We start from the raw sequence: 23,837 nt of genomic DNA, 5'->3' as shown, positions 1-23,837 counted from the left end.
GAAGCTTGCTCGAAGCGTTGCAGGGTGCAGGGAAACGCTAGCGATCGTAACGATGCCAGGTTTCAAGTTCCGCACAGGCGCGGTATCAGTCTGCTGACGCCAGCGTTTTGAACTGTGCGGCGCGAGGCCGTCCCATCAGCACGGGCTGAAATACCACCGCGCCAATCAGTGTAGACACCAGCGACAACGCGAGCAGAGCACCCAGACTCGATGTCCCGGGATGATGTGAGAACCACAAGCTACCGAACGCTGCGCCCGTTGTCGCTGCGCTGAACACAACCGCATAAGTCAGGCTGGATTCCAGCAGCCGTGTTGCGCCACCTCGCCAGGCGATCACATAGTAGATCTTGAATGCGACGCCTACGCCAAGCATGAGGGGCAACGCGATGATGTTCGCGAAGTTCAACTGCAGATCGAGCGCTACAGACAATTCGAGTGTCAAAAGCGCGGAAACGAGCAACGGCACAACGGTTCGAAGGATGTCGTCGACCCGGCGCAGCGCGATCCACAAGATGACGACGATCGCTACCAGGGCGTATCCGCTCGCCTGAAGGAATGCCTTGATGACGAGGTTAGCCGAGTACAGGATCGAGATCGGACCGCCGATCGCATTCGGTTCCGCAGAACTCACTGCGTTGGCGAAGCTTCTCAACATCGCGTCATCATTGGGGTCGATACCGCTCGGGACGCGGGGAGAGATTTCCACGATTGCCTTGCCGTCGGCGGCGACCCAGTCTCTTACGATCCCGGGCGGTAAATTGGTGCGGGTGATCTCGGCAGGATCGAGAAGCGCAACCAATCGCGCGAGCGCGATCTTCAACGGTGCCGTCATCGCATGGTCGGCGCGATCGCGTGTCGTGCTCGGCGCGTCGGCCATACGGGTCAGCACGTGTGACAGTCGCGTCGCCTCGTCGGCGCCGGGCCCGGGGTGATCCTCTGCGGCAAGCGAGAGCTGGTTCGCCGCACGACGCAAGGCGTCGACGCGAACGGCGTCGCTTGCCGGCGGCGCGGGCGTCTGCGCCAGGACGGGGTTCAATACACGGGCAGCGTCTGCAATTGCGGCGAGTTTCTCTGCCTGGTCAGTCGGAATGAAAGTGGTGAGCGTGACCGTTCTGCCCACCTGCGGCAGCGTTGACATGCGGGCGGCGATCGCATCGGCTTCGCTCAAGGAATTCGCCATGACGCGCACATTGTTGATGCCAATTTCGGGCGAGTCTTTCAGTGCGAGCAGGGTTGCCATCGATTCCGTGCGTGGATCCTTGAGATGCAGTGGATTGAAATCGAAGCGCAGGTGCAGCAGCAAGGGCGACGCGCCGAGAATGGCAACGGCCGCCACGGCCAACATGGCTTTGCGATGCCTGTCGAGGAAGTCGTCGGTTCCGGCGAGCCGCTTGAAGCCCGGCGACACTTTTTCGTTTCCTGGCCGCAGCACGCTGATAAGCGCGGGCAAGAGCGCCACACTGGTGAAATAGGCGACGATCATTCCCACTCCGGCGATCTTGCCCAGTTCCGACACGCCGCGATAAGCAGTAGGAATAAACGAAAAGAAGCTAACGGCGACGGCAATCGCGGCGAGGGACAGGCGGCTGCCTAGCGTATTTGCCGTACTCATCAATGAGACGGGGATACGACTGTCCTTGTAGTGCTCTTCCCGATATCTCACGGTGAATTGCACACCGAAGTCGACGCCCAGGCCGACGAATAGCACCATGAACGCGACTGAGATCATGTTGAAGGCGTGCACCATCACCAGTCCCAAAGCTGCAGTGATGAGCAACCCGACGACGAGGCAGATAAAAACGGCCAGTACCAGTTTGGCGGACCGAAGCGCCACCCAGAGAATGCCGAGTACGACGAGAAGCGTTACGGCGCCGTTCAATGCCGCACCGTCCTGCACCGATGCGAATTCGTCATCGGCGAGCGGTTGCTCGCCGGTAAGGCGCACGCGTGCGCCAAATCTCGCATCGAGATGCAGCGAGGCCGCCGTGTCGCGTATCAATGCCGATGCGTTGCCGCCTGCCCTCAGCGATGCGTAATCGAGCACGGGCTGCAAGAGTACGAATGCGCGCGCAGGTGACGTCGCGTGGGAATCCATCAGCGACCGCCACGAAAAAGCGGTGGCCTGGTTCGCTAGCACGCGGTCCATGACGTCCGCGCTTTGATCGAGAAGCGGAGCCATCTGCTCCAGCTTGACCCGCCCGATTTGCAGCGGCAAAAGCAGGGTCGTCGTCAGCAAGTTGGCGAGACCGGTCAGACTGGGGTCATGCGAGAGCGCGTTGAGCAACGAGCGCGCTTGCGTCAACTGCGATGTCGTCGACTGCACGTCGCGCGACGACAGAAAAAGCAACCCATTGTGTTCGAAGAAGGGACCGGCACCCGGCTGCGTCACCGCAACGAACCGGTGCGTGTCCTTGCGCAATGCAGTGGCAAGCTCGCTGGCGGCGGTGTCGGCGAATTCCGGCGCACTCGATTCCACCACGACTAGAATGGAGCCCCCTCGTTGCGGAAAGGCGCGATCCAGCGACCTGGACAAGCTGTCCCACCGCTTGTCGACAGTCAGTAGCCGGTCCGTAGCCGTGTTGATCTTGAAGTGATGGGAGACGTAGTGACCGCTCAGCAGCGCGAGGACGAGCGATAGCGCAATCACGCTGATCCGGTGACGGATGGACCATGAAACAAGACGGGCAACCGACGACATGATGGCGAAGGTTCGGGCGCGACGGACATCCCAGTCTAGCGTAATTATCCGGAACGTGTCCGCACGTGGTCGAAGCGGTGCCGATCCGTCGATATCGCAATTGAACGGCTTGCGTACACGCACGAGTCGCGGCACGGATCAGCCGAATTGAATTAACGTTGACTGAGGAAATCGGGCTGGCGAACGCCCAGACGAGTTGCATTCGATGATGGCGGTTCCGCTCATCGTGCGTGAGTCTTGCGGCAGCGCAATCAGTCAGGCGTAGCCGCTGACATGGCTTTTACCCGCGTTTCCTGACTGGAAGTCAGACGACTTACCGATTTTGAAATAGAAAGTAATGTTTCTCAGTGCCTCGCGCAAACTAATTCGACACCAAATGTTGTATTCGTCGTTCGATGTGGCATAGTGGAAAAAACTAACTTATCAAAGGAAATCCACGAATGGCTACGCTCCAATCGATTCAGGCAAGAATCGCAAAGCTGCAGGCTCAGGCAGAATCGCTGGTAACGACGAAATCGTCGGCGGTACTCGAGAAGATTCGCGGCCTGATGGAAAGGCATGCCGTGACCGTTGCCGACATCGAGGCATTTGTCGGCAAGCGGCGCGGCCGCAAGCCGGGAAAGGCCGTTGCCGCGAAGCAGGGCTCGTCGGCAGCGAAATATCGCGATCCCAAAACTGGCGCGACCTGGACTGGCCATGGTCGTGCTCCCGCGTGGATTGCAAACGCCAAGGACCGAAGCAAGTTCCTGATTGCAGGCGCGGCGCCGAAACCGGCTGCTGCAGTGAAGGCGCCTAAGGCAGGTAACTACGTGCGCGGGCCGCAACCGCCGAAATATCGCGACCCGAAAACCGGTGCGACGTGGTCCGGTCGTGGCATCGCACCGGCATGGCTCGCTGGCGCGAAGGACCGGTCGAAGTTTTTGATTGAAAAGGCCGAGCCTGTAGTGAAGACAGCCAAGGCGCCGGCAGCGAGGAAGGCCGCCGCAAAAAAGAACGCTGCATCGAAAAAGGCTGCTGTCAAGAAGGTATCTTCGCCGGCACGCAAAGCTGCGCCGAAGAACGGCGCAGCGGCGAAATCGCCGGCCGTCCGCAAGGCCCGTGCGCCGAAGCTTGTGGTGAAATCAACGGCGCCCGTCGAAGTTGCCGCGCCTGCGGCGGGCACTGAAGCTGTGAGCACGGCCGCTGCGGCCTGAGTTGCGCACACCGGGCTCCGGAAGCCTGCTTCCGGCCCGGTTCAGCGCTTGTTACTCGTGGCGGGGACCGCTTGGACACACGGACGGTTGCTGGCATCGACGTGGGCGGTGACAAGAAGGGCTGCCATCTGGTCATTCTGGAGGGCAGTCGAGCTTTCCGGCCTGCCGATACCAAAACCCCGCAGGAGATGCTGCGAGCCTGCCTCGAGTACGGCGTGCAGGCCGTCGGGATCGATGCTCCATGCCAATGGGGTATCGAACGTAAAGGGCGGCGTGCGGAACGGGAACTTGCGCGGCAACGCATCTTTTCCTTCGCCACGCCAACCCGACAGCGGGCCGATGAGAATCCTGGGCGCTTCTACCGGTGGATGTTCAAGGGAGAAGCCATTTACAAAGTCTTTTCTTCCGACTATCCGCTACTGTCATCTCGCGATTTCCAGGGCGGGCGTGTTAGCTTCGAAACATTTCCCCATGCCGTGACTTGCGCTCTCCGCGGCAAGGAGGGGACGTCTGCGAAGGAGAAGCGCCGGCAGCGGCCCGAAGTACTGAAAAGCGCTATGATCGACGCCTCTGGCTTGAAATCGATTGACGACTTCGATGCCGCGCTGTGTGCGCTGACCGCGAGATACCTGGTCGAAGGGCGCACATATGCTTACGGCGACGTGAAAGGTGGTTACATTCATGTTCCGATTCCACTGGCCTTGAACACGTATTGACGCTGAAGCCGTGCCGCCGTGCGGGAACGCGTTGCAGTTGGCTTGCCGTGCGTTATGTGCCACTGCAGTTGTCACAAGGGCAATTACAGCTATGGACTCGAGCAGCGAATTTACTTATTTCGCGTACGGCTCCAACATGTCGGTACGACGCCTCGTCGCGAGGCTGCCGTCAGCGAGTGTTGTCACCACGGGGTTCGTGACTGGCTACAAACTCGTGTTCGACAAATTGAGCAAGAAGGACGGCTCGGGGAAATGCGATTGAGTGTCCGGGTTGAAACCGCGACTGGCGGAGTGTATGCACTGACCTACGTCGCTACGAAAAAGCAGCCAGGCCTTCAGCCCTACCTTCGTATAGGAATCCATGATGTCGTTGAACACCTGGCTTCCGCTCCTGATACTATTGCTCACTCCCTAAGCAAACTCACTCAGCGACACCCGATCATCCCCGGACGTGTTGCGTTTCAGTGCGATTTTAAATATTGACTGGATTCTGCACCCTCATCCCTTTCCGAGCGGCGGCCGACGTGAGAATCCCGCCATATTGCTCAACTGGGCCAGTTCATTGGCCGCCTCGCGTAGCAGTCCAGAGTACTCGTGAATCTTCCCGGTCGTTAGCCGTACCCGGGGACCGGCAACACTGATGACGCCGACGCAGCGCGAACCGTTCACCACGGGCGCCGCCACTGCCGACATACGCGGGGCAAACACCTCGTCGATCATCGCGTAGCCACGCACGCGCGCAGCATGCACGAAACCCAACAGCGCTTTTAGTGTCGTCGGCGCATTGGGTCCGAACTCATTCGGCTGTCCGAAGCCTTGCTTCAAGACCAGCGAGGCCGCCTGTTCATCGGTCATCGTCATGAGCCATGCATGTCCGGTCGACGTGCATGAAAGTCGTGCCGCCTGGCCCATGTCGGGATCGTAGCGGAAGCCGGTGCGCTGTCCGTCCGCCTTCCCGACCCAGATGATCGCTTCGCCATCCACCAGCGACAGTCGCGCGAGTTCGCCTGTCTGGGCAGCGACGCGTTCGATGATCGGCTGGGCGATGTCCGCGATGCCCGTGAGGCTCAGGAATTCGAGTCCGTTCGACGTCATGCGCATGGTAAGGATGTAGCGGCTGTGATCGACCCGCTGCCTGACATACCCGCTTTCGATGAGTTCGGCGAGCAGGCGGTGGCAGGTGCTGCGCGGCAGAGACAAGGCATCGGCAATAGCCGCGAGGCCTGCACCTTCGCCTTGCGACGCCAGCAGATCGAGAATTCTCAGGCCGTTTCTAAGCGACATTTTTCGCCAACTTCCATATTATGAAATGGAGTTCCGGTGCGGAACACCCCGCCTGTCCAGCGCAAACAATAGCACCTGTTCGTCGCCAGAAACGAACGCTTCGCCATATCGAGAATCCAGGAGACAACATGTCATTTTTTGCTGATTCGGACCTCGCCGGGGAAGGGCGGTCCGCGCAAGCTCACTTGATGGCGCGTCGGGCGGTAGCGGGGGCAACCGTCGGTACAGCGCTCGAATGGTTCGACTTTGCGCTGTATGGCGTCGTCGCGGCCACGATCTTTCCCAAGCTGTTTTTTCCGTCGCTCGACCCGACTGCTGCGCTGCTCGCGTCGCTGGCGAGCTTCTGGGCTGGATTGGCGGCCCGCCCGCTCGGCGCGGTGATCTGCGGGATGCTCGGTGACCGTTGGGGACGCCGCAAACTGATGCTGATCACCGTATCGGTGATGGGCGCGTCGTCGTTCCTGATGGGCTTGCTGCCCACTTACCACCAGGTTGGCATCCTCGCGCCGACACTGCTGGTGTCGCTGCGCATCATTCAAGGTTTCGCGCTTGGCGGCGAATCGACGGGCGCGCAATTGATGGCGGTGGAGCATGCCTCTGCCAACCGACGCGGCTGGTATTCAGGTCTGCTTGGCATTTGTTCGCCACTCAGCCAGATTCTCGCCAACTTTTCGCTCTTTACGCTGGCCGCGTTGCTTTCATCGGACGACTTCGATACCTGGGGCTGGCGAGTGCCGTTTCTCGCGAGCTTCGTTCTGGTGCTGCTCGGCATCTACATCCGCAGGAAGGTGAGCGAGACACCGGCGTTCGAGGTGCTCAAGAGGACTGGCGCATCCACACGCGCCGCCAATCCGCTCGGCACGGTCTTCAAAAAACACTGGCGCACCGCGCTGCGCCTGACGCTGTTCTTCTGCGGCCCGGCCGCGCTGTTTTATCTGATCGTGGTCTTCTCGCTCAGCTACCTGACGAAACACCTCGGCGTACCTAAGCAGACCGGTTTCATGCTGTTGATGGTGGCGAATGTCTGCGCCATCGTGGGCGCGCTGGCGGGCGGCTATCTGAGCGATCGGATCGGACGCAAACGTGCGCTGATGATCGGTTCGGCCTGCACGCTGATCTGCTGCCTGATTTACTTTCCAATCCTCAACCACAACTCGATCGCGATGACGATGGCAGTCATGGGCGCGTTCCTCGGCTTTACACAGTTCCAGAGCGGCATCCAGCCAGTCTGGTTCGCCGAGTCATTCCCGACCGAGGCGCGCTACACAGGGTCCGCACTGTCGTATTCGGGAGCCAACCTGCTCACCGGCGGCCCGATGCCTATCGTCGCCGTGGCGCTGCTCAATGCCTTTCACGGTTCCCCGTGGGCCATCGTAGCGGTCTGCGGCTCGCTGAATCTGATCTCCTTCCTGGCGATCGCAATGTCCCGGGAAACCAAGGACACGGTCCTCGAACGCTCTTCTACACACTGACACCATGACGCGCAAACTCTACATCCTCAATGGTTCCAACCTGAACATGCTGGGCGCGAGGGAGCCTCATCTTTATGGCAGCACTACGCTGAAGGACATCGAACAGAATTGCCTCACGCTGGCCGACGCGCTCAAGTTCGACTGCGTATTTCGTCAAACGAACAGCGAAAGCGAGTTGATCGACTGGATTCAGGAAGCATTCCTGCAGGACGCCGCGCTGATCATCAATCCGGCCGGCTTTTCATTCGGTCGGATTCCGGTGCTCGACGCAGTCAAGCTCATCCGCCGGCCAGTCGTGGAATTGCATATCACCAATATTCACCAACGCTCGGAAGAATATCGTCACTCGACGATTTCGGTGGCGGCCACCGCGGTAATTTGCGGGGCAGGAGCGAACGGATACTTGCTCGCGATCCGTGCGATTGACGATCTGTGGGGCAAACAGGCTTGAACCGACTCTTCGATGTATGAAGCACGCGGGCGCCTGGATGGAGCCCGCGTCCGTCGGCATGCGCGACATCGTCATCTGTCCCGACTTGCAACATCCGGCAACACCGGTGGTAACATTTGTTGTCACCCACTGCCAGAGCGACGCATGCCAGACAGTTTCGACCAGCTCGCCGCGCTGATCCGCGCGCGTTTCTCCGATTTGAGCCCGCAGTTCCAGACCGGCGCTGCCTTCCTGCTCGACCATCCCGACGAAGTGGCCGTTTCGTCGATGCGCAAAGTGGCCGAGCGCGCCCGCGTGCAGCCTGCTTCGCTCGTGCGGCTTTCCCAGCAACTGGGCTTTCCGGGCTGGAACGAGCTGCGGGACCTGTTCGTCGCGCGCGTGCGCACGCGGCCGGAGCCGCTTTCCTCGCGGGCCCGCTCGCTCGTGGCGGGCAATGCGAAGGACGGCCTCGCGCGCGACCTGCTCGTGGCACAACAGCACAATCTGGAGGCGAGCGCCGCGCACAATACCCGCTCGATGGTCGAGGCGGCGCGCGTGTTGCGTCGCGCGAAGCATGTGCACGTGGCGGGCTTTCGCTCGTGCTATGCAGTGGCGTTCGGGCTCGTCTACGGATACCGCCTGTTCCGGCCTTCGGTTTCCTTGCTGGGCGGCGAGGCGGGGACGCTGGAGATGCAGTTGCTCGGCATCGAGCGCGACAGCGCAACGATTGTTGTCAGCTTCGCACCGTATTCGGTCGAGGCGGTGCGCGTGGCCGAGGCCGCGCTCGCCAAAGGCAGCCGCCTGATCGCGATTACCGACAGCGCCGTCTCGCCCATTGCGCTGAACGCCGACAAGGCGCTGATCTTCACGCACGAAAGCCCATCGTTTTTCCCTTCGCTCGTCGCTGCGACGGCCCTGGCCGAGTCGCTCGTCGCCCATCTGCTGGCGCTCGAAGGCTCGGGCGCGATCGCGCAGCTCGAACAGGCCGAGCGTTCCTTGAACGCACGCGGCGCTTACGTGCCCTGAGCGCCACCCCCGGCATTTCCGCGCCATTTCGCGCCTGTTTTCCCGCAGCCGGATGTCGTTGTGAGCAGGCATCCGGCTTTGCTTTGCTCGTTTCCATCGCATTTGTTGTGATCGATTTTTAATTTGACAACATATGTTGCGGTGACGTATAAAGCGCACTATAGGAAGAGGTAGACCCATACCGGTAGCAAAAGCGAGAAACAGATGCAGGAACTCAAGACTATCCGCGTGGCCGGTTCGCCTGAGGCGATCGGCCGGCAGCTCGGCGCACACGTGAAGCCGATCTTTGCGGATTACATGGCGCAAAGCAGCGCCTGGCGGGCGGTGAGCCGCTGGCGCGGCAGTGCGTTTGCGCAGCAGTTGCGCGCCGCAGCCGCACAGTATTTTCCGACCTATGTCGCGGAAATCGACGCAATGGCGCAGGCGCTGGACTGGTCCGCGGAAGACCTGTTCCTCTGGAATTGCCGCGGTGAACTGATCCACCACGCACCGGACGGCTGCACGACGCTCGCGGTGCGCACGCCGGGTGTGGGCCTGATCGCGCACAACGAAGACGGTGACCCCTGGCTGCATGGCCACTGCAGCGTGGTCGAGGTCGAACCCGACGGAAAGCCCGGTTTCCTCAGCTTCTACTATCCGGGCTCGCTGCCGGGGCATACCTTCGCAGCTACGCGTGCGGGACTTGCGCAAGCGATCAACAACGTGCGCATCCGCGAGCCGCGCGTGGGTGTGCCGCGCATGATCCTGGCGCGCGCCGTGCTCGATTGCGCGACGCTGGAAGAAGCCATCGCGCTGCTGCGCGACACGCCGCGCGCGAGCGGCTTCCACCACACGATCGGCGGGACCGACGGGGCGGGCGAGGTGCGTGTGGTTAGCGTCGAAGCCACTGCGCAGCGCGCTTCGGCGCGCGAAGTGAGCGCGCCCTCGGGACACGCGAATCACCTCATTCACTCGGGCTGCGAGCGTGAGGCGCAGATCGTCACCGACTCGTCGCGCGATCGCCAGACCCGTCTCGCCGAGCTGTTGCCCGCGCTTGGCGCGCAGCCCGACGGCGCGGCTTTCGTGCAGGTGCTGCAGGATCGCGCGGGCGCCGGCCTGCCGATCTTCCGCGACGATCCGCACGACCCCGACGACGAGAACACGCTCGCCACCGCCTGCATGCGCGTCGAGCCGCGCGGCGTGGCGTTCGACGTCTGGCAGGGCGGCGAGCGCGTGCTTGGCCGCTTTATCGATTCGAACGCGCGCCATGCAGACGGCGCGAACCGCTAAATATTCACGGACTTCATCGAGGACACATATGACCAAGGTGTTTCACCGGATGCCGAAGCAAAGCTTGCCCGTCGCGGTGGCAGGCGAAGGCATCGAAATCATCGATTCCACCGGCAAGCGCTACATCGACGCAAGCGGCGGCGCCGCGGTTTCATGCCTCGGCCACAGCAACCAGCGCGTGATCGACGCGATCAAGCGTCAGGCGCAGCAACTGCCGTACGCGCACACCTCCTTCTTCACGACCGAGGTCTCGGAGCAACTCGCCGATCACCTCATCGCCGCGGCGCCCAAGGGGCTCGACCATGTGTACTTCGTGTCGGGCGGTTCGGAGGCGATCGAGGCCGCGCTCAAACTCGCGCGCCAGTACTTCGTGGAGAAGGGCGAGCTTGCGCGCCGCCACTTCATCGCGCGCCGGCAGAGCTATCACGGCAACACGCTCGGGGCGCTCGCGATCGGCGGCAATGCGTGGCGCCGCGAGCCGTTCCTGCCCATCCTGATCGAATCGCATCACGTGAGCCCTTGCTTTGCGTACCGAGAGCGCCACGAAGGCGAGACCGACGAGGCCTATGCGCAGCGCCTCGCCGATGAACTCGAGCAGAAGATTCTCGAACTCGGTTCCGAAACGGTTGCGGCCTTCGTCGCGGAAACCGTGGTGGGCGCAACGGCCGGCGCGGTGCCGCCCGTGCGCGACTACTTCCGCAAGATCCGCGCGGTGTGCGACCGCTACGGCGTGCTGCTGATCCTCGACGAGATCATGTCGGGTATGGGCCGCACCGGCCATCTGTTCGCCTGCGAAGAGGACGGCGTTGCGCCGGACCTGCTGACGATCGCGAAGGGCCTGGGCGCAGGCTACCAGCCGATCGGCGCGACGCTCGTGAGCCAGCGCATCTACGAGACGATCGTGGGCGGCAGCGGCTACTTCCAGCACGGCCACACGTATATCGGCCACGCCACGGCCTGCGCGGCGGCGCTCGAAGTGCAGCGCGTGATCGCCGAGGAGAAGTTGCTCGCCAACGTGCTCGCCCGCGGCGAACAATTGCGTGCGCGTCTGCGCGAGCGTTATGCGGACCATCCGTACGTGGGCGATGTGCGCGGCCGCGGCCTGTTCGTCGGTGTCGAGCTGGTGAAGGACCGCGCCACGAAGGCCACCTTCGACCCGGCGCTCAAGCTGCACGCGGCGATCAAGCGCGAGGCGTTCGCGCGCGGCCTGATGGTCTATCCGATGGGCGGCACCGTGGACGGCCGCAACGGCGATCATGTGCTGCTCGCGCCGCCTTTCATCTGCACGGAGCAGAACATCGACTCGATCGTCGAGCGGCTTGCCGCGGCCGTCGACGGTGCGCTCGACGTAACGGGCGTGGCGCGCCCGGCGTAAGCTTCGCTGTATGGAGTTGAAGTGCAACTAACTGTCCGCCGCTAGCGGCGGCCGAGATCGCGGCGACCGCAATCGGTCGCGCGCGCCGGTCATAACCTCCAACGGAGTCCATTGATGACGCAAAACCCGACCTCGCGGCTTCCCGCTTTCGACGCTGCCCAAGCGACGCCGGAGCAGAAGGCGGTGCTGGACGAGATCCTTTCCGGTCCGCGCGGCAACCTCAACGGTCCGTTCCTCGGCTGGATCCACAGCCCGGAACTGGCGCAGCATGCGCAGCGCCTTGGGGCGTTCTGTCGTTACCAGACAGGCCTGTCGCTGCGCCTCTCAGAACTGGCGATTCTCGTCACGGCCGCGCGCTGGCAGGCGCAGGCCGAGTGGTACATCCATTATCCCATCGCCCTGAAGGCGGGCGTGCCCGAGGTGCTGGCCGAGCAGATCCGCACGGGCGTCGCGCCCCGGTTCGACGAGCCCGACGACGCGCTGATCTACGCGTTCACGACCGAGCTGTACGACGCGAAGCGTGTGTCCGACGCGACCTACGCGCGTGCCGTCGAGCGCTTTGGCTACGAAACCACGATCAACCTGGTCGGGCTGCTTGGCTACTACGCGCTCGTCGCAATGACGCTCAATGTCTTCGCCATGCGCGCGGAAGGCCAGACGACCTTGCCGTTTGCCGAATAAGCGGACTGACCGCGTCCTGCGCGCGCAGCCCCATCCGGTTTTGCCGGATGGGGCATTTTTTTGCACCGCACTGCAATTCCATTTAAGTGACAACCGTATTTCAACCGCAGAATTTTGAGGGCATCGGTAAAACATGAGGATTTCCCCCTAGGAGAACAGTTCAAGTGCGGCGTGGGCGAATTAATCGAACGGACGGTTTATCCGCGTAGAAATCGTTTCCATTCGCTCTGGCAGGGCTTCCGGTTTTTGGACGAAATCGTTAATGCAGTTGCCGTGTGCCATGTTTATTGCCGCTGCATTGCGGGATTTTCTGGTTGTGGATTCGAAATAATATGACTGTTTCGGGGGAAACCTTGCCCGGTAGCTTTTTCCAGCCATGTACGGCTTTCCGCGTAAATTGTGCGGGAAGGGATTAAACGGGGGTTTCGGCGTGCGTCGAATAACAGGGTTTTCAGCAGGTTTATTGGAAACCACTTGCACGCATTAATTCGAGTTGTTAGTCTTGCCAAACTTATTAATGACCGTCCCATTCTGATTATCGAAAGGGCGGGCGGGCGCCAGGGGCTAACCCGCCCGGGTTTTTTCTCTGTGCGACTTTTTTAACGGGGCACATCATGCTTGATACGACCATCGACGTAGCCGAAAAGCCGCTCGCTGCCATGGCCGGAATTGGCGACGTTGTCACCCTGAAATCGGGCGGTCCGCGCATGACCGTCATGTATGCCGGTCCGGTTGGCTTTGCCAGCGGTCACTGGCTGATCTGCCAGTGGTTCGACGAGCAAGGCGAACTGCGCCAGGACATGTTCGCTCAGGACATGGTGCAGATCGAACCGCGCTCGATTCCCGCGGCGTTCGTCAAGATGCGCAGTCCGGCTGGCGGAAGGGCTATCGGCAGGGTCTGAGGCGTAGACCCACGCAGACTGCACACGCGCCACAGGCGCGTCAAATACGATGAAGTAGCGGCCGGGCCGGATGCGCCCGGCCGTTTGCTTTAGCGCTGGCCTTCGGCGGCGATACGCACGGCGAGGCCGGCCAGCACCGTACCCATGAGCCAGCGTTGAAGCTTGAGCCAGCCCGGCCGGTCGCCGAGAAACGCTGCAATCGTGCCCGCCGTCATCGCCACGGCGGCATTCACGCTGATCGAAAGCGCGATCTGCACGCTGCCGAGCACGATGGACTGCGCGAGCACGCTCCCGTGATGCGGGTCGATGAACTGCGGCAGCAGCGACAAATACAGAATGGCAATTTTCGGATTCAGCAGGTTCGTGACGAACCCCATCAGAAAGAGCTTGCGCGGGCGGTCGGCGGGCAACTCGCGCACCTGGAACGGCGAGCGGCCGCCGGGCTTGAGCGCCTGCCACGCGAGCCAGAACAGATAGAGCGCGCCGCCCAGGCGCAGCGCGTCGTAGGCGAACGGCACGGCCATGAGCAACGCGGTAATGCCGAAGGCGGCGCACAGCATGTAGAACACGAAGCCGAGCGCGACCCCGCCCAGGGAGATCAGGCCCGCCTTGCGCCCCTGGCAGATCGAGCGCGAGATCAGGTAGATCATGTTGGGTCCGGGCGTGAGCGCCATGCCGAGTGCGACGGCGGCAAAGGCGAGCAGCGGGGCGGCGTGTGGCATGACGAGGCTCCGTGTTGATGTTTGCTTGGGTTGCTGATGGGTGTGAAGGCGACTCGAGCGATGAGCACAACGCTGAGCGCTTCAGCCAGATATAGGGCGATCAAAACGATCAAAACGGCGCGGCCAACGCAGGTTGATTCCCGGTGATTATTTCATGCGACGGCAGCGCTTGCGCGCCATGGCCTGAAACGTTGGCCAAACGGATAAGCCGCGACGGCCTCAATGCGGCGAGCGCTTGCTCTCAGTGGCGCGGGTTTCGCGCGCCTGGACCCGGTCGTCGAGCCGGCGCGAGAAGAGCAGCATCCCCAGCCGGCGGCTGCGAATCCTGGTCTGGCCGCCGAGATCCTTCGGCGGATTCGGTTGCAGCGCCCAGAAGAGCGCCAGCAGCCAGCCGAGCAGTGTCCAGCCGAGCACGGCATTGAAGACTGCGATGACCAGCAGGTCGTGACGCTGACGCCTGTCGGCGATCAGCGCTGGGAGAAAGTAGAGCGCGACCACCGCTGCGAGAACGATGATCTCGAAGACGGAACGGCTCACCATATTTCCATTCTCCAGAAAAAAGGGCGGAATATGCCCGAACGATCATTGTCGCGCGGATTGGCCCTGAGCGCACGCCATGCCTTGGCCGGACGGCCATCACCGGGCGCGAGGGGTGTCGGCCGGTGGGGGTTCGGGTCTATCATCGGGTTTTTCATCGCTGGGAACCCACACCATGATCTCCGACCCGTCCGAGGCCACCCGTCAACTCGACCACGACGAACTGCGCGCCTTCGTCGAACGCAAATGGCATGACGAGATCGTGCCCGCGTTGACCGACTACATCGCGGTGCCGGCCAAGAGCCCGGCATTCGATCCGCAGTGGGCCCAGCACGGCTATCTCGAGCGCGTCGTGCAGGAGGCCGCGAAGTGGGCGGAACAGCAGCCGGTGCGCGGCCTGAAGCTGGAGATCGTGCGCCTGCCCAATCGCACGCCGGTGATTTTCTTCGAGGTACCCGCCACGCGCTCGGGTAGCAGCGAGACGGTCGTGCTCTACGGCCACCTCGACAAGCAGCCGGAATTCGCGGGCTGGCGCAACGACCTGGGCCCCTGGACGCCGAAGCTCGAAGACGGCCGCCTCTACGGGCGCGGCGGCGCTGACGACGGCTACGCGATCTACGCGAGCGTCACGGCGCTCGCCGCGCTCGACGCGCAGGGCATCGAGCGTCCGCGTTGCGTGGGTCTCATCGAAACCTGCGAGGAGTCGGGCAGCTACGACCTGCTGCCTTATGTCGACGCGCTGCGCGAGCGGCTCGGTAACGTCGGTCTCGTCGTGTGTCTCGATTCGGGCGCGGGCAACTATGACCAGCTCTGGCTCACCACGTCGCTGCGCGGTCTCGTGGCGGGCGACCTCGAAGTCGAAGTGCTCGAGGAGGGCATTCACTCGGGCTCTTACGGCGGCATTGCGCCGTCCAGTTTCCGCGTGATGCGGCAGCTCTTCGAGCGTCTCGAAGACGCCGCGAGCGGCACGCTGCTGCCCAAGGGTTTCCATTGCGCGATCCCCTCGCAGCGCTTGAGCGAAGCCGAGGCCACGGCGAAGATCCTTGGTGAAAGCGTCTGGAAGACCATGCCTTGGGCGTGCGGCCAGGACGGCCGGCGCGTGCTGCCCACCACCACGGACCCGCAGCAGGCGCTGCTCGACTCCACGTGGCGGCCTTCGCTTTCGGTCACGGGAGCGGCGGGCCTGCCCGTACTCGCCGACGCCGGCAACGTGCTGCGGCCGCGGACGGCGTTCAAGCTCTCGCTGCGCCTGCCGCCGCTAGTCGAGGCTTCGAAGGCCGTAGCCGAACTGAAGGCGCTGCTCGAACTCGATCCGCCGTATAACGCCAAGGTCACCTTCAGGCCGGACGCGGGCGCGGCCAACGGCTGGAGCGCGCCGGAACTCGCTCCGTGGCTCTCGGAAGCGCTCAACGCCGCCTCGCGCACGCATTTCGGCGCGGACTGCGCGTATCTCGGCCAGGGCGGCACGATCCCGCTCATGAACGTGCTGCAGGCAGGGTTTCCCAAGTCGCAGTTCATGGTGTGCGGCGTGCTCGGCCCGAAGTCCAACGCGCACGGGCCGAACGAGTTCCTCCATGTGCCCTACGCGAAGAAGCTCACGGCCACGGTGGCCGAAGTGATCGCCGCCGCGCCTTGAATTGCCCTTGAGCGGCTAGTGGCGGTGAGGGGAAGGCGCGCCGTCTGCAGGCGGCGCGTCCTGTGCAGCGTGCCCGTCACCATGGCATGAGCAGCTTTCGTCGTCGACGGGCTGTTCGAGACTCTTCATGATCCCGCACTCCGCGCTGCTGCTCTGATTGGCATGGCAGCTCTCGCGCAGCGTGCGTAATTGCTGCTCGAGTACGCGCATCGCTTCGATCTGCTGATGGATGCGCTCGATCTGGCTGTCGATCAATTCGTTGACTTCGTCGCAGGGTTGGCTCGGGTCGGCCTGGAAGCGGCGCAGCATGCGAATGTCCGTGAGCCCGATGCCGAGTGACCTGCAATGACGGATAAAGTTGAGCTGCGCGGCGTGCACGGCCGTGTAGCTGCGGTAACCGTTGGTTTCGCGCGCGGGCTCGTCCAGCAGGCCTTCGCGCTCGTAAAAGCGCACCGTTTCGACGTCGCAGTGCGCGCAGCGCGCCAGTTCACCAATTCGCATGGTCGCGGCTCTCCCAAATCACTTGACCCTGTAGTGGCTACAGGCTGTTCAATGATTGTGTCACTTTTGGGAGAAACCGGCTATGAACCAGAGCTACGTGTCGCGGCTCGGCATTGCGCAGCGCCTTCGCGCGCGTGATGAGGAACGGACGGTGGGCGGCGCTCACGGGTCTGGCGGCGTGGGCGGCGCGTGCGGCGGCCACGGGCATAGGCGCGACCAGGATCAAGGACAAGACCATGATCGTGCCCATGGTCACGAGCACGCCCACGACCAAGGCCATGCGCACGGCCACGACAACGAGCACGGCCGCGGTCACGGCCACAACCATGACCACGACAACGAGCACGGTCACGGACAAACCGAGCCGAACAGCCACGCGCACGCCCATAGCTGCTGTCACGGCGACACTGCGCACAGCACGCCGCCGCAAAGTCAGCGCAACACGGCTCCGGCGCCCGAAGGCACGCGCCGCGCTCGCTGGCGCATCCAAAACATGGATTGCCCGACCGAAGAGCGCCTGATCCGCAACCGGCTCGAACCCATGCCGGGCGTCGTGCGCCTCGATTTCGACCTGCTCGCGCGCGAGCTGACTGTCCATCATCGGCTCGACGATACACAACCGGTCGTCGCCGCGCTGCGCGCACTCGACATGGCGCCGCGTGAGTTGGATGAAAGCGCGTCCGCGCAAGACGCCCCGCCTGCGCCGGTCGGTCTCGTACTGCGCCAGAAGCTGCTGCTGGCGGTGAGCGGCGTGGCAGCCGCAGGCGCCGAGGTGCTCGCCTGGCGCACCGGCCGGGAAACCAGCCTGCTCGTACTCGCTTGCGCAGCCATCTCGATCGTGTGCGCGGGTCTGCCCACGCTGCGCAAGGGCTGGATCGCGCTGCGCAACTTCACGATCAACATTTATTTCCTGATGTCGCTGGCGTTGATCGGCGCCATTGCAATCGGCAAGTGGCCGGAAGCGGCGATGGTGGTGTTCCTGTTCGCCCTTGCGGAGGAAATCGAGGCGCTGTCGCTCGAACGCGCCCGTCAGGCCATCCGTGCGCTGACCGTGCTCGCGCCTGAGACCGCCGAAGTCTGGCAACCCAGCGAGGGCGCATCCGGGCAAGGCGAATGGTGCGAGTGCGCGGTGGGCGATGTGGCTGTCGGCAGCCGTGTTCGTGTACGTACAGGCCAGCGCGTGCCGCTCGACGCGCGCGTGATCGCCGGCCGAGCTGCGCTCGATCAGGCGCCGATCACGGGCGAAAGCCTGCCTGTCGACAAGGAAACCGGCGCGGTGCTTTACGCGGGCAGCATCGTCGTCGATGGCGTGGTCGAAGCGCTCGTCACCGCGCCCGCGAAGGACAGCACGCTCGCTCGCATCGCCGCGGCGGTGCAGGAGGCGCAGGCGCAGCGCGCGCCCACGCAGCGCTTCGTCGACCAGTTCGCGCGCTACTACACGCCGGCCGTGGTCGTGCTTGCCGTGGTGCTGGCGCTGGCCGGGCCGCTCGTCTTCGGCGGCGCGTGGAGTGCATGGCTCTACAAGGCGCTCGTTCTGCTCGTGATCGCCTGCCCGTGCGCGCTCGTCGTGTCGACGCCGGTGACGGTCGTGAGCGGCCTGGCCGCCGCCGCGCGCCACGGCATGCTCGTGAAGGGCGGCGTGTGGCTCGAACGCGGCCGGCTGCTCAAGGCCGTCGCGCTCGACAAGACCGGCACGCTCACACGCGGCGAACCTGTCCTGACCGATGTGCTCAAGGCGCCGATTCGGGCGCTGGTCGGCGCTGGGGCGTCCAGCGAACCGCCGCTTTCGACAGAACAAGCACTGCGCATTGCCGCGAGCCTGGACGATGCGAGTACGCACCCCGTCGCCCGCGCGGTGGTCGAAGGCTGGCGGGCGCGACAGCCGGAGGCACGCCTGCTCGCCGTCGATCAGTTCGCGGTGCTGAACGGTCGCGGCGTGCAAGGCCGCGTCGACGGCACGCTCTGGCGCCTCGGCAATCACCGTCTGGTGGAGGAGCTCGGTTTGTGCTCGCCCGAACTCGAAGCGCAGCTGGCCGCGCTGGAACTAGCGGGCAAGACGGCGATCGTGCTGTGCGCGCCGCAGGAGGCCGTCGCCGTGTTCGCCGTGGCCGACGCGCTGCGTACGGAAAGCGCACCGGCCGTGCGCGCCTTGCGCGCGCTCGGCGTGACGCCCGTCATGCTGACCGGCGACAACGCGTCGACCGCGCGGGCGATCGCCGATCAACTCGGCATCGACGACGCGCGCGGCAATCTGCTGCCGCAGGACAAGCAGGACGCGATCGCCGCGCTCTCGAAGCAGTACGGGATGGCGGCAATGGTCGGCGATGGCGTGAACGACGCGCCCGCGCTCGCACGCGCCGACATCGGCTTCGCGATGGGCGCGGCGGGCACCGCGACCGCACTCGAAACCGCCGACGTCGCGATCATGGACGACGATCCGCGCAAAATCGCCGCGTTCATCGGCCTCTCGCGCAAGACCGCGAGCGTGCTCAAGCAAAACATCGCGCTTGCGCTCGGCATCAAGGCCGTGTTTCTCGTGCTCGCGATGGCGGCCGAGGCCACGCTCTGGATGGCCGTGTTCGCCGACGTGGGCGCGAGTCTGCTCGTCGTGGCGAACGGTCTGCGCGTGCGCCGGCATTTCGACGGCACGCGCAACGTGTTGAAGCCTTCCGCGCAGGCAGAGCAACGCAACTAACAACCAGTCCCGCCCGCGTGCGCCCAGCGCGCCTCACCAGGGCTTCGCGAGGCGGGCGCGGAGTTCGGCGCGGGTGCTTTCGTCGAACTCGCCGAGAAAGCCGAAGCGGCCGGCAATCAGGGTGGCGGCCGGCACGCCGTCGCGGAACACGATGCGGTTGCCGGCGAGCGCGGGCACTTTCTCGCCGGGCAGCAGCGTGCCGACGAGATTGAGCGGATCGGCGGCGCTCACGCAAACGAGCGCGCCGCCTTCGCCTTGTGCCGCAGCGCGCCGCCGCACGTCGCGCAGCAGCGCCACGGCTTCGGGCAGCGCGAACTGCTCGCCCGAAATCCCGGTGACGAAGCGCCCGCCTCGCACCTCGCCGCGCGCCTCCATGCGATGCAGCACGCGCAGCAGGTCGCGCCACGGTGGCAGCCACGCGGCCTCGCGTCCGAGCAGATGCCAACTGACCACGCCATAACGGCGCAGCAGCACGTTGGCGACGTGCTCCAGCAGATCCGGGTCGGCGGGCGGCCGGCGCGCGGCGCTGGCGGTCGTTTGCCTGGCACGTGCAAGCGCCTCCGAGCGTGAGGCCGCTGCTACGCCCGAATTCGATACAGCCGGTTCTGTCCCGACGAACGCGGTTTCATCGTTCAGTTCCGCAAGAGGAGTGATCGACGCATCGGCCAATCCCTTGGCCAACGCAACACGCCGCAGCGTCGCCCAGCGCCCCGCGTCGGCCATGCCGCCGGCGAGCGGCCCGAAGCCGCGCGGCCGGCGTCTGCCGTGATGCGCGCTGCGCTGCGCCGCCGGCTTCACGAGCGCGCGCAGCCCGGCAAAGCTGTCTGCGTTGACGAGGCCTGCCGCCACCAGTTCGCCGAGCGCGTTCTCCAGCTCGACGCCGAGCAGGTGCGCGTCGGCAGCGAGTTCGTCGAAGAACATCGCGCCGTGCCGCAGCAGCGCCTCGTACACGCGCTGCGCGCGCGCTGACAGGCCGCCCGTGTCGATCGTTTCGACGAGCGCCATCCAGCGCGCCAGCTCGCGGCGCGCGAGCAGCACGACCGGCGTGCTGCGTACCGTCGAAGCGGCTGCCGCACGCGCGGGCAGCCGCGCCCAGGCAAGCCGCCCCGAGCGGCACAGCTCGTCGAGCAGCATGGGCGTGTAATCGTCGATACGCGCCGGCAGGATTTCGTCCTCCCATGCGAGCGCCGAGGCTTCCCACCCTTCGAGCTGGTCGAGCACGGCCGCCAGCGCATCGCGGCCCGAGCCGCGCATGCCGGGGGCCAACCGTTGCCATTCGAACAGGAAGCGCATGAAGTCGTGACGCTCGACCGGCTCGATTTCGCGCCGCAGCTTGCGCACCGTGTAGCGGTGGATACGCGCGAGCAGGTGGCGTTCGCACCATTCCTCCTGGCCGCCGCCCATCGCTTGCGGCGTGAAGCGTCCGCGCATCACGGTGCCTTCGGTTTCGAGGCGCGTGAGCGCGAGCGCCGCCACGCTCGCCTCCAGCGCGAGCGGCCGCGCCACCTGCGCGATCGTGAGCGGTCCGAAGCCCGACAGTCGGGCGCGAATGATCTCGACGAGCGCCGCGTCCTCGGTCCACGTATCCGCGTATTCAGGCGGCGGCGTGAGCGGCGGCTCGCACTGCGCCTGGGGATAGATGGCCTGAACACACGCAAGCCGCTCGATGCCCACCCACAGCGCGTCGTGATCCGAGACCGGTAGCCGCGTTGCGCGGCCCGCCGCCGCCAGATCGGCGAGCCATGCGAGCCACTGCGGCGCCTGCTGCGCCTCGCTTTCGGCGAGAACGCCGAGGCTCGTGAGGGCGTCGTGCATTTCGTCGGCGTCTCGCACTTGCGGCCAGGCTTCTTCGCGCACGCTCGCAATCGCTTCGGGGTCGAGCGCGCCGAGATCGTCGGTGGATTCTGGGTCGCTCCACCGGCGCGACAGCACGGCCTGAGTACGCCGCTCTTCGATCGGGGCGTCGTCGAGGAACGCATAGGGGCGCGCGGTGAGGATTTCGGCCGCGAGCGCAGAGGGCGCGGGCAGTTCGCGCACTACGAGCTTCAGGTCGCCTGCCTCGATGCGCCGCAGCAGCGCGATCCATGCTTCGGTATCCATAGCCTCATGGAGGCAGTCGTCGAGCGTCTGGTCGACGAGCGGATGGCGCGGTACTTCACGCTCGCCCGCGATGTTTTCGACGCACGCCACCTGGTCGGGAAATACGGCCGCGAGCAAGTCTTCGCTGCGCATGCGCTGGATCTGCGGCGGCGTCTTGCGTCCGCTGGTCTGACGCGGCAGCGCGAGCGACGTGGTCGCATTCCAGCGCCAGCGCACGCCGAACAGCGGCGCCTCGAGCAGCGCCTGCACGAGCAGATGTTCTGCGGAATTCGAATGGAGATAGCGCCATACCTCGTCCAGCGCGAAGCTGTGCGCACCGGTGAGCGAGAGGATGATGGCGTCCTCGGTCGCGGCGGCCTGCAGCTCGAAGTTGAACTGGCGGCAAAAACGCTTGCGCAGCGCGAGACCCCACGCGCGGTTCAGGCGGCTGCCGAACGGGGTATGAATCACGAGCTGCGTGCCGCCCGCCTCGTCGAAGAAGCGCTCCATGACGAGCGTGTCCTGGGTGGGCAACACCGTGAGCGCGGCGCGGGCGCGCGCGAGATATTCGACGATCTGGCGCGCGGCGGCATCGTCGATCTCGAGCGATGTGGCGAGCGCCGCCGTGGCGCGATCGACCACGGCGGGCGACGCGGCGTCGTCCGTCGCGCCAGCGCTCGCGCTCGCATCGATCAGCGCGACTTCCACCTGCTTGCGCAGCCGCGAAATCGCGAACGAAAGCTCGTCGCTGCGACCTGGCGCCTCGCCTAGCCAGAACGGAATGCTGGGCGGCTGCCCCTGGGCGTCTTCCACGCGCACGCGGCCCGCCTCGATGCGCAGGATCCGGTACGACGCGTTGCCGAGCTGGAACACGTCGCCCGCGAGGCTTTCGACGGCGAAGTCCTCGTTGACGGTGCCGATCTGCACGCCCTGCGGTTCGAGCAGCACCGAGTAGTCGGCGTTGTCGGGAATCGTGCCGCCCGACGTGAGCGCGACGAGCCGCGCACCGCGCCGCGCACGCAGTGTGTGGCTCACCACGTCGCGATGCAGATAGGCGGCGCGCGGCCCGTGGCGGCTCGTGTAACCTTCGGCGAGCATGCGCAGCACGGCGTCGAACTGCGCGCGCTCGAGCGCCGCCCATGGCGTGGCGCGCCGCACGAGCGCATAGAGTGCGTCTTCTTCCCAGGCCTCGCAGGCCACTTCGGCGACGATCTGCTGCGCGAGCACATCGAGCGGCGCTTGCGGCAGCGCGAGGCGGTCGAGTTCGCCGCGCCTCACGCTATCCAGCAGCGCCGCACATTCGATCAGGTCGTCGCGCGACGTGGGGAAGATCCGTCCCTTCGGCACGCCGCCGACCTGGTGGCCCGAGCGCCCGACGCGCTGCAGGAAGCCCGCGATCGAGCGCGGCGAGCCGATCTGGCACACGAGATCGACGTCGCCGATATCGATGCCCAGTTCGAGCGACGCCGTCGCCACAAGCACGCGCAGATCGCCGCTCTTGAGTCGCTGCTCGGCGAGAAACCGATGCTCGCGCGCGAGGCTGCCGTGGTGCGCTGCCACGGCTTCGGCGCCCAGACGGTCGGTGAGATGGCGCGCCACGCGCTCGGCCATGCGGCGCGTGTTGACGAACACGAGCGTCGTGCGGTGCATGGCGACGAGTTCGGCCATGCGGTCGTACACGCGCTCCCACACGTCGTTTGCCATCACGGCTTCGAGCGGCACGGGTGGCATTTCTATCGCAAGATCGCGTTTGCGCGTATGGCCCACATCGACGATCTCGCACGCGGGCGGGTTTGCATTCGGATCTTGCGCCGCGTCGCCCATGCCCACCAGAAAGCGCGCGACGGTTTCGATCGGCTTTTGCGTGGCCGACAGCCCGATGCGCAGCAGACGCGCGCCGCACAACGCATCGAGCCGCTCGAGGCTCAGCGCGAGATGGCAGCCGCGCTTGTTGCCCGCGAGCGCGTGAATCTCGTCGACGATCACGCTGCGCGTGCTCGCCAGCATGCGGCGGCCCGATTCGGAGCCGAGCAGCACGTAGAGCGATTCGGGCGTCGTGACGAGGATGTGCGGCGCGCGTTTGCGCAGCGCCGCACGCTCGGGCTGCGGCGTATCGCCGGTGCGTACCGCGGTACGGATGTCGACCGGGGGCAAGCCAAGCCGCGCGAGTTCCTCGCCGATACCTTCGAGCGGCCGTTCCAGATTGAGCCGGATGTCGTTGGAGAGCGCCTTGAGCGGCGAGACGTAAACGACAAGCGTCGTGTCGGGCAGTGCGCCACCGTTCGCGAGGCCATCGCGCACGAGTTCGTCGAGCGCGGCGAGAAAGGCGGTGAGCGTCTTGCCCGAGCCGGTCGGGGCGGCCACCAGCGTCGCGCGCCGGCTCGCAATTAACGGCCATGCGGCGCGTTGCGCGGCAGTGGGCGCGTCGAAGCTGCGCCGGAACCAGCCGGCCACAGCCGGATGAAAGCGCGCGAGCACGTCGCTTTGCTCGCCGTCTTGACTGGCGGCGGCTGCCGGGGCGTGCGGATCGGATACGGGCGAAGGCGTTGTCATGCGGGCGATGTGCGGCAAGAAAAGCGGCAGAGGCGGCGGCATTGCACGTCTCCCAGTCTCGCAGCTTT

General features: G+C 64.8%; 19 protein-coding genes. 11 read left to right on the top strand and 8 right to left on the bottom strand.

Annotated elements, in window-relative coordinates; genetic code table 11:
- Positions 1-85 precede the first annotated feature (85 nt).
- Positions 86-2,698, bottom strand: coding sequence for an MMPL family transporter (locus BFD71_RS03865; protein ID WP_069261983.1), 2,613 nt, complete (start codon positions 2,696-2,698; stop codon positions 86-88).
- A gap of 440 nt (positions 2,699-3,138) precedes the next feature.
- Here BFD71_RS03865 and BFD71_RS03860 point away from each other — a divergent pair, with 440 nt between their 5' ends.
- Both BFD71_RS03860 and BFD71_RS03855 read left to right on the top strand, forming a co-directional pair.
- Positions 3,139-3,891: an H-NS family nucleoid-associated regulatory protein gene (locus BFD71_RS03860; RefSeq protein WP_069261982.1), complete on the top strand. Its 753-nt coding sequence runs from the start codon at positions 3,139-3,141 to the stop codon at positions 3,889-3,891.
- A gap of 71 nt (positions 3,892-3,962) precedes the next feature.
- Positions 3,963-4,607, top strand: coding sequence for a DUF429 domain-containing protein (locus tag BFD71_RS03855; protein WP_069261981.1), 645 nt, complete (start codon positions 3,963-3,965; stop codon positions 4,605-4,607).
- Between the two features lie 498 nt (positions 4,608-5,105).
- On the opposite strand, the gene BFD71_RS03850 is transcribed toward BFD71_RS03855, so the two are convergent.
- Positions 5,106-5,891, bottom strand: coding sequence for an IclR family transcriptional regulator (locus BFD71_RS03850; protein ID WP_069261980.1), 786 nt, complete (start codon positions 5,889-5,891; stop codon positions 5,106-5,108).
- Between the two features lie 128 nt (positions 5,892-6,019).
- Here BFD71_RS03850 and BFD71_RS03845 point away from each other — a divergent pair, with 128 nt between their 5' ends.
- The 6 genes from BFD71_RS03845 to BFD71_RS03820 all read left to right on the top strand — a co-directional run bounded on the left by BFD71_RS03845 (position 6,020) and on the right by BFD71_RS03820 (position 12,144).
- The gene (locus BFD71_RS03845) at positions 6,020-7,363 is read left to right on the top strand and encodes an MFS transporter (RefSeq protein ID WP_370684245.1); all 1,344 of its coding nucleotides are present in this window, start codon (positions 6,020-6,022) and stop codon (positions 7,361-7,363) included.
- 4 nt (positions 7,364-7,367) lie between these two features.
- Positions 7,368-7,814: a type II 3-dehydroquinate dehydratase gene (locus tag BFD71_RS03840; protein WP_069261978.1), complete on the top strand. Its 447-nt coding sequence runs from the start codon at positions 7,368-7,370 to the stop codon at positions 7,812-7,814.
- Positions 7,815-7,958: 144 nt separating this feature from the next.
- On the top strand, positions 7,959-8,819 hold the full coding sequence (locus BFD71_RS03835) for a MurR/RpiR family transcriptional regulator (protein WP_069261977.1): 861 nt from the start codon (positions 7,959-7,961) through the stop codon (positions 8,817-8,819).
- Positions 8,820-9,023: 204 nt separating this feature from the next.
- On the top strand, positions 9,024-10,088 hold the full coding sequence (locus BFD71_RS03830) for a C45 family autoproteolytic acyltransferase/hydolase (protein ID WP_069261976.1): 1,065 nt from the start codon (positions 9,024-9,026) through the stop codon (positions 10,086-10,088).
- A gap of 28 nt (positions 10,089-10,116) precedes the next feature.
- Positions 10,117-11,463: an aspartate aminotransferase family protein gene (locus BFD71_RS03825; RefSeq protein WP_069261975.1), complete on the top strand. Its 1,347-nt coding sequence runs from the start codon at positions 10,117-10,119 to the stop codon at positions 11,461-11,463.
- A gap of 114 nt (positions 11,464-11,577) precedes the next feature.
- The gene (locus tag BFD71_RS03820; protein ID WP_069261974.1) at positions 11,578-12,144 is read left to right on the top strand and encodes a carboxymuconolactone decarboxylase family protein; all 567 of its coding nucleotides are present in this window, start codon (positions 11,578-11,580) and stop codon (positions 12,142-12,144) included.
- 180 nt (positions 12,145-12,324) lie between these two features.
- Here the strand turns inward: BFD71_RS03820 and BFD71_RS40285 are convergent, their stop codons facing one another.
- Positions 12,325-12,624: a hypothetical protein gene (locus BFD71_RS40285; RefSeq protein WP_141710562.1), complete on the bottom strand. Its 300-nt coding sequence runs from the start codon at positions 12,622-12,624 to the stop codon at positions 12,325-12,327.
- Positions 12,625-12,758: 134 nt separating this feature from the next.
- On the opposite strand from BFD71_RS40285, the gene BFD71_RS03815 reads away from it, so the two are divergent.
- A complete protein-coding gene (locus BFD71_RS03815; RefSeq protein WP_069261973.1) occupies positions 12,759-13,046 on the top strand; it encodes a YodC family protein in 288 nt (95 codons plus the stop codon).
- 89 nt (positions 13,047-13,135) lie between these two features.
- Here the strand turns inward: BFD71_RS03815 and BFD71_RS03810 are convergent, their stop codons facing one another.
- Both BFD71_RS03810 and BFD71_RS03805 read right to left on the bottom strand, forming a co-directional pair.
- On the bottom strand, positions 13,136-13,768 hold the full coding sequence (locus BFD71_RS03810; protein ID WP_069261972.1) for a LysE family translocator: 633 nt from the start codon (positions 13,766-13,768) through the stop codon (positions 13,136-13,138).
- 219 nt (positions 13,769-13,987) lie between these two features.
- Positions 13,988-14,308: a superinfection immunity protein gene (locus BFD71_RS03805; RefSeq protein ID WP_069261971.1), complete on the bottom strand. Its 321-nt coding sequence runs from the start codon at positions 14,306-14,308 to the stop codon at positions 13,988-13,990.
- A 172-nt stretch (positions 14,309-14,480) separates the two neighbouring features.
- On the opposite strand from BFD71_RS03805, the gene BFD71_RS03800 reads away from it, so the two are divergent.
- Entirely contained in the window at positions 14,481-15,941 is a 1,461-nt protein-coding gene (locus tag BFD71_RS03800) for a M20 family metallopeptidase (protein ID WP_069261970.1), read from the top strand.
- 15 nt (positions 15,942-15,956) lie between these two features.
- On the opposite strand, the gene BFD71_RS03795 is transcribed toward BFD71_RS03800, so the two are convergent.
- Positions 15,957-16,442, bottom strand: a complete 486-nt coding sequence (locus BFD71_RS03795; protein WP_069261969.1) for a Cd(II)/Pb(II)-responsive transcriptional regulator — start codon at positions 16,440-16,442, stop codon at positions 15,957-15,959.
- Between the two features lie 37 nt (positions 16,443-16,479).
- The gene (locus tag BFD71_RS42775) at positions 16,480-16,842 is read right to left on the bottom strand and encodes a hypothetical protein (protein ID WP_370684243.1); all 363 of its coding nucleotides are present in this window, start codon (positions 16,840-16,842) and stop codon (positions 16,480-16,482) included.
- Between the two features lie 93 nt (positions 16,843-16,935).
- Here BFD71_RS42775 and BFD71_RS03785 point away from each other — a divergent pair, with 93 nt between their 5' ends.
- Complete coding sequence (locus BFD71_RS03785; RefSeq protein ID WP_370684242.1) at positions 16,936-19,137, top strand: heavy metal translocating P-type ATPase; 2,202 nt, start codon at positions 16,936-16,938, stop codon at positions 19,135-19,137.
- A 33-nt stretch (positions 19,138-19,170) separates the two neighbouring features.
- On the opposite strand, the gene BFD71_RS03780 is transcribed toward BFD71_RS03785, so the two are convergent.
- Positions 19,171-23,769 carry a DEAD/DEAH box helicase gene (locus BFD71_RS03780; RefSeq protein WP_141710561.1) on the bottom strand — a complete coding sequence of 1,533 codons (4,599 nt, stop codon included), beginning with the start codon at positions 23,767-23,769 and terminating at the stop codon, positions 19,171-19,173.
- Positions 23,770-23,837 lie beyond the last annotated feature (68 nt).

It is taken from the genome of Paraburkholderia nodosa (genome assembly GCF_001718195.1).
GTDB classification, from domain to species: domain Bacteria; phylum Pseudomonadota; class Gammaproteobacteria; order Burkholderiales; family Burkholderiaceae; genus Paraburkholderia; species Paraburkholderia nodosa_A.
The sequence above is the reverse complement of the archived record's forward strand: the minus strand, read 5'-3'. Positions and strand labels throughout refer to the sequence as shown.

Coding starts and splice junctions, on each gene's coding strand:
- BFD71_RS03865 (WP_069261983.1), bottom strand. CDS start 2,698: ATGTCGTCGGTTGCCCGTCTTGTTTCATGGTCCATCCGTCACCGGATC.
- BFD71_RS03860 (WP_069261982.1), top strand. CDS start 3,139: ATGGCTACGCTCCAATCGATTCAGGCAAGAATCGCAAAGCTGCAGGCT.
- BFD71_RS03850 (WP_069261980.1), bottom strand. CDS start 5,891: ATGTCGCTTAGAAACGGCCTGAGAATTCTCGATCTGCTGGCGTCGCAA.
- BFD71_RS03845 (WP_370684245.1), top strand. CDS start 6,020: ATGTCATTTTTTGCTGATTCGGACCTCGCCGGGGAAGGGCGGTCCGCG.
- BFD71_RS03840 (WP_069261978.1), top strand. CDS start 7,368: ATGACGCGCAAACTCTACATCCTCAATGGTTCCAACCTGAACATGCTG.
- BFD71_RS03835 (WP_069261977.1), top strand. CDS start 7,959: ATGCCAGACAGTTTCGACCAGCTCGCCGCGCTGATCCGCGCGCGTTTC.
- BFD71_RS03830 (WP_069261976.1), top strand. CDS start 9,024: ATGCAGGAACTCAAGACTATCCGCGTGGCCGGTTCGCCTGAGGCGATC.
- BFD71_RS03825 (WP_069261975.1), top strand. CDS start 10,117: ATGACCAAGGTGTTTCACCGGATGCCGAAGCAAAGCTTGCCCGTCGCG.
- BFD71_RS03820 (WP_069261974.1), top strand. CDS start 11,578: ATGACGCAAAACCCGACCTCGCGGCTTCCCGCTTTCGACGCTGCCCAA.
- BFD71_RS03815 (WP_069261973.1), top strand. CDS start 12,759: ATGCTTGATACGACCATCGACGTAGCCGAAAAGCCGCTCGCTGCCATG.
- BFD71_RS03810 (WP_069261972.1), bottom strand. CDS start 13,768: ATGCCACACGCCGCCCCGCTGCTCGCCTTTGCCGCCGTCGCACTCGGC.
- BFD71_RS03805 (WP_069261971.1), bottom strand. CDS start 14,308: ATGGTGAGCCGTTCCGTCTTCGAGATCATCGTTCTCGCAGCGGTGGTC.
- BFD71_RS03800 (WP_069261970.1), top strand. CDS start 14,481: ATGATCTCCGACCCGTCCGAGGCCACCCGTCAACTCGACCACGACGAA.
- BFD71_RS03795 (WP_069261969.1), bottom strand. CDS start 16,442: ATGCGAATTGGTGAACTGGCGCGCTGCGCGCACTGCGACGTCGAAACG.
- BFD71_RS03785 (WP_370684242.1), top strand. CDS start 16,936: ATGGATTGCCCGACCGAAGAGCGCCTGATCCGCAACCGGCTCGAACCC.
- BFD71_RS03780 (WP_141710561.1), bottom strand. CDS start 23,769: ATGACAACGCCTTCGCCCGTATCCGATCCGCACGCCCCGGCAGCCGCC.